We start from the raw sequence: 12,449 nt of genomic DNA on the forward strand, positions 1-12,449 counted from the left end.
GGCCAGCCCCATGCACAGCACCGCAGCCGTCGACGCCTTCGATCACTGGCTCCGGACCGACTTCGTCGCCCTCAACACCCGTCTGGAGGAGGCCGGCGCCGCGGCCGACCGGCTCGAACAGCGCCTCGCGCAGGAGGGGGCGGCGCTGGTCCGCCGGATCGCCGAGGACGACGGCCGCGCCGTGCTCGCCGCCGACCGCGACACCCGCTACGAACTCCTCGGCTCGGTCGGCATGTACCTCGCCGCCTGCCGCCGCCACGAGGTCGACGCCCCGCACGGCCCGCAGTCGTCCGCCTGGCCCCTCGCGACCGCCCTCGGCGCCTCCCTCGGCGTCGCACCCCGCTTCGTCTTCGCCCACCAGGCGTTCTGCAACCGGGCGGTCGGCGACCGGATCCGCACCTTCACCTCGTTCGACGACGAGCGCACCTTCATCGTCCACAACGCGCTCTCCGGCCTCGCCTACCGCCGCGCCGCCACCGCCCTGGGCGGCGTCGGGCCCCTCGGAGCGTCCAGCCCCATGACCGAGTACCTGCTCCGCGAGGCGCTGGCGGGGCTCGACGACGCCATGGACTTCGGGACGACCCTGAGCAAGAACCTCGACGTCAACCGCTTCTTCCACAACATCCGGCCGTACTTCAAGTCCCATCGCGTCGGCGCGGCCGAGTACCGGGGCGCGAACGCGGGCGACTTCGCGGCGGTCAACGCCGTCGACCTCCTGCTCGGCCTGTGCTCCCCGCACGACCCCTTCTACCAGGCCGTGCTCACCGAGAAGCAGCCCTACCTGCCGCCGGAGGACCAGCCCGCCCTGCGCGACGCCGTACGCGCCGAACCGCTGCTCGACGACTTCCTGCGGGAGGCGGAGCAGCGGCCCGTCACGCCCCAGCTGCGCGAGAACGCCCGGCTGCTGCTCACCCTGTGCACGCGGCACGGCGCCGTCTCCTCCTTCCACCACCACCGGCTCGTCGTGCCCTTCCTCCAGAAGCCGGCGTCGCTGCTGCCCGAGGCCGGGGACCTCACCTCCAGCGGCCCGCCCCTCGACGTGGTCGTGGCGCAGCTGGCCCGGCTCGTCGACCTGCGGACGGCCCGGCCGCGGGCCGGCGGCTTCGGGGCGCGGGACCGGCTCGACCGGCTGAGGGCGGCGGCCGGGCTCTGATCCGGCACAATGCAGCAATGCATCCCGAGAGCGCAGACGACCCGTACCTCTGGCTGGAAGACGTCTCGGGCGAGGACGCCCTCGCCTGGGTGGCCGAGCGGAACGCCGAGACCGAGGCGGCGCTCGTCGCCGACCCCGGCTTCGCCGGGCTGAAGGCGCGGGTGCGGGAGGTGCGGGACGCCTCGGACCGGATCCCGTACACCACGCGGCGCGGGGCGTACCTCTACAACTTCTGGCAGGACGCCGAGCACGTCCGTGGCCTGTGGCGGCGCACGACACCGGAGCAGTACCGCAAGGACGCGCCCGAGTGGGAGGTGCTGCTCGACGTCGACGCGCTCGCCGAGGCCGAGGGCGAGAAGTGGGTGTGGGCCGGGGCCCGCGTCCGCCACCCCGCGTACGACCGGGCCCTCGTCCAGCTGTCCCGGGACGGCGGGGACGCGGTCGTGGTCCGCGAGTTCGACATGGCCGGACTGACCTTCGTCGAGGACGGCTTCCGGGTCCCCGAGGCCAAGACCCGGATCGGCTGGATCGACGCCGACACCGTCTTCGTCGGCACCGACTTCGGGCCCGGCTCGCTGACCGACTCCGGCTACCCCCGCACGGTGCGGCGCTGGCGGCGCGGCACCCCGCTGACGGAGGCCGAGCAGGTCTTCGAGGCGGAGCAGGACGACGTGGACGCCTGGGGCATGCACGACTCCACCCCCGGCTTCGAGCGCGACTTCGTCGGCCGCTCGCTGGACTTCTTCCACGCCGAGCTGCACCTGCTGACCGCCGGCGGCGAGCTGGTCCGGATCGACGTCCCGGACGACGCCGAGGCGTACGCCCACCGCACGCACCTGATCGTGCTGCTCAAGTCCGACTGGCTGGGCCACCCGGCGGGCTCGCTGCTGGCCTTCGACTTCGACGCCTTCCTCGCCGGCGACCGCACCGCCGAGGCGCTGTTCACCCCCGACGAGCGCACCGCCCTCGCCGGCCAGTCGTGGACCCGCCGCCATCTGATCCTGGAGACGATGCACGACGTCAGCACCCGGATCGAGGTGCTCACGCCCGGTGCGGACGGCTGGACGCGCGAACCGCTCGCCGACGTCCCGGCGCTGTCCGCGGTGAGCGTCGTCGACACCGACCCCGACGTCTCCGACGAGTACTTCCTGGACGTCTCCGGCTTCCTGCAGCCCTCCACGCTCTACCGCGGGGAGATCGGCGCCGGTTCGGAGCTGCTCAAGCAGGCCCCCGCCCGGTTCGACGCGGCCGGACTCGCGGTGCGCCAGCACTTCGCCGTCTCGGAGGACGGGACCCGCGTCCCGTACTTCGAGATCGGCCCGGACCGCTCGGTCACCGGCCCCGGCCCGGCGCTGCTCTACGGCTACGGCGGCTTCGAGGTCTCCCTCACCCCGTACTACGGCGGGGTCACCGGCCGGGCCTGGCTGGAGCAGGGCGGTACATACGTGATCGCCAACATCCGCGGCGGCGGCGAGTACGGCCCCGAATGGCACCAGGCCGCGCTCGGCGCGAACCGGCCGCGGGCCTTCGAGGACTTCGCGGCCGTGGCCCGGGACCTCGTGGCGCGCGGCGTCACCACCCCCGCCATGCTCGGCGCCGAGGGCGGCAGCAACGGCGGACTGCTCATCGGCGCGATGCTCACCCGGTGCCCCGAGCTGTTCGGCGCGCTGGTCGCCGAGGTGCCGCTGCTCGACATGTGCCGGTTCCACAAGCTGCTCGCCGGGGCGTCCTGGATCGCCGAGTACGGCGACCCGGACGACGCGTCCGACCTGGAGCACCTGCGCGAGCTGTCCCCGTACCACCACCTGGCCGCGGACCGGAGCTACCCGCCGGTGCTGCTGATGACCTCCACCCGCGACGACCGGGTCCACCCCGGGCACGCGCGCAAGGCCGCGGCGCGGCTGCGCGAGCTGGGGCACGAGGTGCTGTTCCACGAGAACACCGGCGGCGGCCACGCGGGCGCCTCGGACAACGAGCAGACCGCCCACAACGACGCGCTCGTGCACACCTTCCTCCGGCAGAAGCTGAGCCCGCCACAGAGCTGAGCCTTCCTCGAGCCCGCAGGGCCGAGCCGCAGCACCGCTTTGCGCCCGTTCACGGCTGATTGACTGCCTGTCAGCCGTGAACGGGCGCTTTGCGGCAGTGCTTGACATGCACTGTTCATTCCTCGGTAGAACCTGCCGCTGACGGCTGCCATCAGGCCGCCGGGGAAGGGACATGACCCATGTTCGGACCACGAGCGCGCAGGCTCCTTGCGGTCAGCGGGGTGATGGCGGTCGTCGCGACGATCAGCCCCCTGCCCGCGTACGCCGCGCCGCCCGACGGCGACGCGATCGTCGACGGCATCAAGAGCTGGTTCGGCGGCGACGGCGAGAAGGACGCCGCCCCGCCCCGGCTGCCCGACACCGCAGTACCCAGCAACGAGCACCTCCCCAAGGGCAAGGCGGCCGCCAAGCCCCGGCGGGTCAAGGAGCTCACCGACCGGCGCACCCCGCAGGCCCGCTACTGGCAGCTCTCCGACGGCCGGATCCAGTCCGAGGTCTCCGGCGTGGCCACCCACTACGCCACCGGCAAGGGCCGGGAGCGGACCTGGAGGCCCATCGACACCACGGTCGCCCCCACCGACCGGGCCGGCTTCACCCACGCCAACACCACCAACGTCGCCCGCACCTGGTTCGGCGACACCGCCGGCCGGCTCGTCCGGTTCGAACTCGACGACGGACACTGGGCCGCCATCGGCCTCAAGGGCGGTGGCGGGCGCAAGCTCGTCCCGCAGACCTCCGGCAGCACCGTCACTTACAAGGACGCCCTCGGCAAGGGCACGGACCTCACCTACGACGTCGGCAACGGCACCGTGAAGGAGGGCATCGTCCTGGGCGGACGGCCCGCCGGCGCCCCCGCCTACGAGTTCACCCTCACCACCCACGGCCTCTCCGCCCAGTCGCGCAAGGACGGCTCCATCGCGCTGTACAGCGAGAGCGCCGGCCCCACCCGCCCCGAACTGGTCATCCCCGCCCCGTTCATGACGGACGCCCGGCCGGAGACGGGCGGCGCGTACGGCACCGCGGCCAGCCACGACGTCGAGCAGCGGCTCACCGGCCGCGACGGCTCGTACGCCCTGAGCCTGAAGCCCGACGCCGCCTGGCTCGCCGCACCGGAGCGCCGGTACCCGGTGGTCGTCGACCCGACCATCTCGATCTCGCCGACGACCACCCAGTCCCGCGACGTGATGATCACGTCGGACGACCCGGCGGCGAACCACGACGGCAGCTGGCGGCTCTCCGTCGGCAACACGAGCGCCGGCAGCTCCCGCGCAATGCTGTACTTCGGCCTGTCCGGTGTGCCCGCGGGCACCAAGCTCGACTCGGCCGAGCTGAAGCTCTACTACGACCAGACCCACACCACCGGCGACACCGAGGTCCGGCTGGAGGCCCACCGCGCCACCGGCGCCTGGACCGAGACCGGCGCGACCTGGAACAACGCCAACGGCCTGACCGGCGAACTGTCCGGCACCTCGGTCGTGGTCGACGACGGCGACGCCGGGACCACCGCCGCCAAGGGCGCCTGGCCGGCCTCCGGGAACACCGCGTTCACGCAGTACGCGGTCAATCAGGACTACCTGTACAACAAGGACGCGGTCGCCGGGGACACCTACACCTGGCAGCCGAACCTTCCCGAGGACGGCCAGTACCAGGTCGACGCGCACTACGTCCCCGCCTCGGACCGGGCCGGCGCCGCGCCGTACACCGTCACGTACGACGGCGGCAGCAGGGCGTACACGGTCGACCAGCAGTCCGGCAGCGGCGGCGTGTGGAAGCCGCTCGGCACCCACCCGTTCAAGGCGGGCACCGCGGGCAAGATCGTCCTCGGCGACGGCCCCGCGTCCGCCACCACCTCGGTCATCGCGGACGCGGTCCGGTTCACCAAGGGCGGAGTGGTCACCAAGAAGCCGGGCGAGCTGAACACCTGGCACACCTTCCCGGTGACGAAGACCGTCCAGCAGTGGATCGACGGCACGTACACGAACAACGGCTTCGTGGTGAAGGCCGGCGACGAGTCCGCGAGCGCGCCCAAGGGCGGTCCGCGGTACGAGGCCGCCGAGTTCGCCTACAAGGGCGAGGCCGCCAACTTCCCGAAGCTGGTGCTCACCTGGGGACGGCCCGGCGTCACGCTGGACGCGCCGCAGGTCATCCACGCCACCGGCGCCGAGCTCGACTGGTCCGCGTACGCCGACCCGTCGACCGCCGACGGCGACGACTTCGTCGAGTACCAGGTCCACCGCAGCGTGTTCCAGACCTTCACGCCGTCCGCGCAGACCCTGGTCGCGCCGGTGTCGAAGGACCTGACCGCGTTCACGGACTCGACGGCGACGCCGACACCCGCCGACTCGGCGGACTCCTTCGGCAACGTCTTCTACTACATGGTCGCGGTGAAGACGAAGGACGGCCAGATCGTCCCCGCGCCCACGCAGATCGTCAAACTGCCCAAGGCCGGCCGTACGACGGTCGTCCTCCAGGGCACCGGCGCCGACACCACCCTGTCGTCCACCCAGCCGGCCACCGGCCACGACACACTCTCCGACTCCGGCCTCACCCGGCCGTGGCTGTCCGTCGGCAACAACAGCGGCACGTACGGCAAGACCCGCGCCCTGCTGAAGTTCCCGCTCACCGGCATCCCCGCGGCCTCCCGCGTCCTGGAGGCGCAGCTCGACCTGTGGGGCTTCACCACCACCACGGACACCGCCGGCGCGATCTACGAGGCGCACGGTCTGACCCGCGACTTCGACGAGACCGCCGCCTCCTGGAACAACTCCGCCGCGGGCACCGCGTGGACCACGCCCGGCGGCGACATGGACGGGGTCGTCGCCGACACCGTCGGCACCGTCACCAACGACCCGGCCCGGCAGAGCTGGTACGTGACCTCCCTCGCCCAGAGCTGGGTCACCGACCCGGCGAACAACAAGGGCGTGGCGCTCCGGCTCCGCGACGAGTCGGCGACCGGCCCGCAGGAGCGGACGGTCTTCCTGTCGTCGGAGGCGGAGGAGCCGCAGCTGCGGCCGCAGCTGGTCGTCACATACATCGACAAGTCGACCGACTCCACGTACTTCGCGCCGTACACCCCGGCCCGGATGATCCCCGGCGACGACTACACCGTCGACGTCACCCTGACCAACACCACCACCTCGGTGTGGCGGGCCGCCGAGCGCAAGCTCTCCTACACCTGGTCGCTCCCGGACGGCACCGACGCCACCACCGGCGGCAACCAGCTGCAGACCGCCCTGCCCCGGGACCTGTACCCGGGCGAGTCGGTGACCGTCCCGGCCGCGCTGCGGACGCCGATCAACTCCGACTCCGGCAACAAGCGCCTCGACTACGTCCTCAAGTGGGACCTGCGCGACACCGTCGCCGGCACCTGGCTGTCGGCCACCGAGTCGATCCCGGCGCTCGCCCAGAACATCCGCGTCGAGGACCCCACCTCCGACCAGCTCGGCATGGAGAAGTTCCTCTCGTACAGCGGGAAGAACACCGGCGCCGGCGGCACGCTGATGAACAACGTGTACGCGGGCAACGCCGTCTGGCAGTACAACGCCTTCAACAACCCCGGCCGCGGACTCACCACCTTCCTGCGGCTCGCGTACAACTCGCTCGACACCTCCGACACCGTCCTCGGCCACGGCTGGTCCGCGCAGGCCGCCTCACCGCTGCGGCTCGGCACGGGCCTCGACTTCCATCCCAACCCCCACCCCACCGAGGTGACCCTGCCGGACGGCGACGGCACCTCGCACGTCTTCCGCAAGCAGGCCGACGGCACGTGGAAGGCCCCGGCCGGCGTGCACTACCTGCTCCGCCAGGGCGCGGGCACGGACTGCAGCCCGGACAAGGACGGCGATCCGCAGGCCTGGTCGCTGACCCGCCCCGACCGTACGCAGTTCTTCTTCGACTGCGACGGCTACATCACCTCGACGGTGGACAAGAACGGCAACACCCAGTCGTTCACCTACGAGGAGCGCAAGTCCAACAACAAGCCGGTCAAGTTCCTGCGCTACATCACCGACCCGGCCGGCCGGCAGACGCTCACCCTCGACTACTGGACGAAGGCCGACGGCGCCGGCGCGAAGGTGATCGACCACGTCAAGTCGATCACCGACGTCTCGCAGCGCAAGCTCACCTTCGAGTACTCGGACAAGGGGCTGCTCACCAAGCTCACCGACGGCGCGGGCACCGCCCAGCCGAAGGTGTTCGCCTTCGAGTACGACGCCACGCAGGGCAACAAGAACGTCAAGCTGGTCAAGGTCACCGACCCGCGCGGCAACGCGACCTCACTCGACTACTACTACCCGAACGAGCACGAGGACCCGAAGTTCCACTGGCGCACCCAGACGGTCACCGACCGCCTCGGCGGCGCCACCGGCTTCGTGTACACCGACCCCGACGGCAGCGCCGGTTCGACGATCGAGACCAAGGTCACCGACGCCGAGAACCACACCGCCACCCAGCTGCTCGACGGCTACGGACGCGTCGGCCGGTTCACCAACGCCAAGTCCGAGACCACGAAGCTCAACTGGGACGCCGACAACAACGTGACCCGGCTTGAGGAGGCCAACGGGGCCGTCACCACCTGGGTCTACGACCAGAAGACCGGCTACCCGCTGGAGCAGAGGGACGCCGAGGCCAACAAGAACGGCACCGCGGCCCGGACGTACACCTACTCCACCGGTCTCGACGGCCATATCGCGGACCTCTTCCGGAAGAAGTCGCCGGAGGGCCGCACCTGGCAGTTCGGCTACGACGCCCGGGGCAACCTCACCTCGGTCACCGACCCCAAGGGCCTCGCCACGCCCACGCCCGACGACTACACGTCGACGTCCGAGTACGACACGTACGGACAGCTGACGAAGTCCACGGACGCCAACGGGCACGCGACCGTCAACAGCGACTTCACCCCGGTCGGCTACCCGGCGACCATCACCGACGCCGCCTCGAACCGCTCGACGTTCGTGTACGACGAACGGGGCAACGTCAAGAAGGTCGTCAACGCCCGGGGCGCCGAGGTCACCCAGGTCTACGACACCTTCGCCCGTCCGCTGGAGAAGAAGGAGCCGAAGGACCAGGCCGCGGGGGACTTCATCACCACGCCCGCCCCGCTCTACGACGCCAACGACAACATCACCCGCACCACCGCCCCGAACGGCACGGTGTCGACCTCCGTCTACGACAAGGCCGACCAGCTGACCGAGGCGGCGATGCCCGGTGACGCGCCCACCGATCCGGTGCGCCGCACCACCGCCACGTACGACAAGGTCGGCAACGTCCTGACCATCACCGACCCGAGGGGCAACGAGACCCCGACGGCCGGCGACCACACGACGACCACCACGTACGACGCGATCTACCAGCCGGTCGCCACCACCGACGCCGAGGGCGGCAGGGTCACCACCGCGTACGACAGCGTGGGCAACGTGGTGAAGGTCGTCGACCCGAAGAAGAACGCCTCGGCGGACCCCGACGACTACACCACCGCGTTCACCAACGACCTGAACCACCGGGTCGTCAGGACCACGGACCCGCTCGGGAACGCCACCTCCGTCCGCTACGACCGGGACGGCCTGACCCTCGGCAAGACCGACTCCGAGGGCAACGAGGCGCTCGCCACGTACGACGAACGCGGCGCGCTCGTCGAGTCCAAGGTGCCGTTCGGCAAGGACGCGTCCGGGACCGTCACGTACCGCAGCACCAAGTACGCGTACGACGAGGCCGGCAACCGGACGAAGACGATCACGCCGCGCGGCGTCGAGACCACCGACGACGCCGACGACTTCACGGCCGAGACCGTCTACGACGAGCTGAACCGGGTCAAGGAGGAGCGCTCGCCCTTCGACAAGGACGACGCCCGCTACAACACGCCCGACACCACGCTCTACAGCTACGACTCCGTGGGCAATCTGCAGTCCGTCTCGGCGCCCCCGTCGAGCGGCCAGACCGTCCGCAACGTCACCGAGTACACGTACTTCGACAACGGCTGGACCCGGACCGCGAAGGACCCGTGGGACATCACGACGTCCTACGAGTACAACGCGCTCGGCCAGCAGACGAAGAACACCATGACCTCGGCGGGCGGCTCCCAGCAGCGCACCATGACCTGGGACTTCTACCCCTCGGGCAACCAGCGCGCCCGCTCCGACGACGGTGTGCCCGTCGGCCGGCAGGTCGTGCTCGTCGACAGCTCGGACTTCAACAACACGGCGACGCAGGGCAACTGGTCCCGCACCCAGTCCGAGCTGCAGTACGGCTACGACACCTTCTCCCACCCGGCCGGCACCGGGGCCTCGGAGTTCTCGTGGCAGCTGCACATCCCGCAGGACGGCACCTACGAGGTGTTCGTCCGGCATCCGCGGATGACCGGCGCGGCGAGCGACGCCAAGTTCACCGTCGCCCACTCCGGCGGCAGCACGGTCAAGACCGTCGACCAGACGCAGAACGCCGGCGCCTGGGTCTCCCTCGGCAGTTACTCCTTCGCCGAGGACGGTCCGCACAAGGTCGGCGTCACCGACCAGGCCAACGGGACGGTCCTCGCCGACACCGTGAAGCTGGTGCGCTCGAACACCGGTGAAGCGGACACGGAGAAGAAGGACTTCACCTACGCGTACGACGCCAACGGCGCCATGGTGGAGGTGAAGGACAACTCCTCCGGCGCGAAGATCGACACCTACCGGATCGCCTACGACGGCGGGAACCGGATCGCCAAGGTCGAGGAGCTGGCCGGCGGCACGGTGAAGAACACCACCGCGCTGACCTACGACGTCAACGGCAACCCCGTCACCTCGACCCACGACCTCACCTGGTCGAAGATCGAGTACGACGCGCGCAACCTGGTCTCCAAGGTGACCAACGCCGACTCGCCCACCGCGGCGGACCAGCAGATCACCTCGCTGACCTACACCGCCCGCGGGCAGCTGCTCAAGCAGACCAGGCCCAACGGCAACACGCTCGACCTGTCCTACTACCTCGACGGCTCGGTGAAGCAGTCCGTCGAGAAGACCACGGGCGGGGCGGTCGTCGCCCGGCACGACCTGGAGTACACGCCGAACGGCCACCGCTCCAAGGACGTGCTCACGCTGATGAACGCCGACGACAACGCGGCGACCATCGACAACACGTACACCTTCGGGTACGACCCCCAGGACCGGATCGTCAAGGTCGACAAGACCGGCGACTCCACGGCGACCGAGTCCTACACGTACGACCGTAACAGCAACGTCATCGAGCAGACCGTCGACGGCATCACGGCCACGCAGCGCTACGACCGCAACAGGCTGCTGAGCGCCACTGCCGAAGGCGTCTCCTCCACCTACAACTACGATCCGCTCGGCCGGCTCGACACGGTCAGCATCGGCGGCGAGACCTCGCAGAAGTACACCTACGACGGTTTCGACCGCCAGGTGAAGGCCCGTACCGGCTCCGGCGCGGGCGCGGTCACCACCAGCTACACGTACGACCCCTTCGACCGGACCGTCTCCCAGGCCACCTCGGGGGCCGAGGCCAAGACCACCGCGTTCACCTACCTCGGCCTGGACAACCAGGTGCTGCGCGAGGAGCTGAACGGCAAGGCCGACAAGTCGTACCAGTACCTGCCGTCCGGCCAGCAGGCCACCCAGATCAAGCACAAGGACGGCGGCGGCCGGGAGTACTCGCAGTACACCACCAGCCCGCGCGGCGACATCGAGGCCATCACCAAGGAGGACGGCAGGACCCGCGCGACGTACGGCTACACCGCGTACGGCAAGGACGACGCCTCCCAGTTCACCGGTGCCGACAAGCCCGACGCGGCGCAGCCCGACAAGGACTCGTACAACGCCTTCCGGTTCAACTCGTCCCGCTGGGACAAGGGTTCCGGCACGTACGACATGGGCTTCCGCAACTACGACCCGGGCCTGAACCGCTTCACGACCCGTGACTCGTACGGCGGCGCCCTGTCCGACATGTCGCTGGCCACCGATCCCTTCACCGGGAACCGGTACGCCTTCGCCGGCGGCAACCCGATCTCCTTCGTGGAGCTCGACGGCCACCTCTTCGGCCTCTCGCTGTCCGACATCGGCCACGCGGCGCTCGACGTCGTCGGCATGGTGCCGGTGGTCGGCGAGGTCGCGGACGTCGCCAACGGCATCTGGTACGCCGCCGAGGGCAACTACGCCGACGCGGCGCTGTCCATGGCGTCGGCGATCCCGCTGGTCGGCTACGGAGCGACGGCGATCAAGGCCGGCAAGTACGTGGCCAAGGGCGTCGAGGCGGTCGACAGCGCCAACGACGTCCGCAAGACCGTCGACAAGGTCGACGACGTCGGCGACGCGGCGAGCACCGCGCGGAAGGCCGACGGCGAGACGCCCGGCGTCACACCCAAGAAGGAACCCGAAGCCCCGAAGTGCACCAACAGCTTCGTGCCCGGCACGAAGGTGGTGCTGGCCGACGGCTCCACGAAGGCCATCGAGGCGCTCCGCGAGGGCGACGAGGTGCTCGCCACCGACGTCGAGTCCGGCGACACCCGCGCCCGCGAGGTGCGCGCCACGCTCGCGAGCAAGGGCCCGAAGGACCTCGTCACCCTGACCGTCGACGTCGACGGCCGGGACGGTAACCGCATCGGGAAGATCACCTCGACCGAGGCGCACACCTACTGGCTGCCGGACGTCGGCCGCTGGGCCGAGGCCGCGGACCTGACCCCCGGCGCGTGGCTGCGGGCCTCCAGCGGCACCTGGATCCAGGTCACCGCCGTCGCCCACGAGAAGCGCACCGAGCGGGTCCACAACCTGACCGTCGACGGCGTCCACACGTACTACGTGGACGCCGGCGGGCAGAGCCTGCTGGTCCACAACGCGAACTGCGGACCGGTCGAGATCACGGTCAAGTACCAGCAGGGCATGTCCAAGGTGGAGTTCGCCAAGAAGGCCGCCGCCCTGCAGAAGCTCAGCGACCAGGGCAAGCTCTTCAAGGCCCCCAACCCCGTCGCCCGCAACAAGCAGATCACCAAGAACTACAAGGGCGATCTGATCAAGCGGGTGTACGACCAGTACGGCTCCACCAACCCGGCCTTCGCCGACAAGCTGAAGGACCGCATCCTCAACCGGATGGACCCCGACCACGTCCACGAGCTCCAGCTCGGCGGCCCCGACGCGGCCGGTAACCTCAAGATGCTCGACCGCTACACCAACTGGCACATCGGCACGCAGCAGATCTGGCCGCAGATCAAGAACCTGGACGACTTCACTCCGATCAAGATCAGGATCGAATGGTAGGGAGCGCAT

General features: G+C 70.3%; 3 protein-coding genes. All 3 read left to right on the plus strand.

The window, feature by feature from the left end; translation table 11 throughout:
• Positions 1-10 precede the first annotated feature (10 nt).
• Entirely contained in the window at positions 11-1,153 is a 1,143-nt protein-coding gene (locus ACGFMM_RS18060; RefSeq protein ID WP_393647332.1) for a monodechloroaminopyrrolnitrin synthase PrnB family protein, read from the plus strand.
• Between the two features lie 17 nt (positions 1,154-1,170).
• Positions 1,171-3,198, plus strand: coding sequence for a prolyl oligopeptidase family protein (locus ACGFMM_RS18065; protein WP_393647333.1), 2,028 nt, complete (start codon positions 1,171-1,173; stop codon positions 3,196-3,198).
• A gap of 179 nt (positions 3,199-3,377) precedes the next feature.
• A complete protein-coding gene (locus ACGFMM_RS18070) occupies positions 3,378-12,440 on the plus strand; it encodes a DNRLRE domain-containing protein (protein ID WP_393647334.1) in 9,063 nt (3,020 codons plus the stop codon).
• The last annotated feature ends 9 nt before the right edge of the window (positions 12,441-12,449 follow it).

The sequence above is a fragment of the Streptomyces sp. NPDC048604 genome (assembly GCF_043199435.1).
In the GTDB taxonomy this organism is placed as follows: Bacteria; Actinomycetota; Actinomycetes; order Streptomycetales; family Streptomycetaceae; genus Streptomyces.

Excerpts from the sequence above, each read along its gene's own strand:
- ACGFMM_RS18060 (WP_393647332.1), top strand. The coding sequence starts at position 11 with ATGCACAGCACCGCAGCCGTCGACGCCTTCGATCACTGGCTCCGGACC.
- ACGFMM_RS18065 (WP_393647333.1), top strand. The coding sequence starts at position 1,171 with ATGCATCCCGAGAGCGCAGACGACCCGTACCTCTGGCTGGAAGACGTC.
- ACGFMM_RS18070 (WP_393647334.1), top strand. The coding sequence starts at position 3,378 with ATGTTCGGACCACGAGCGCGCAGGCTCCTTGCGGTCAGCGGGGTGATG.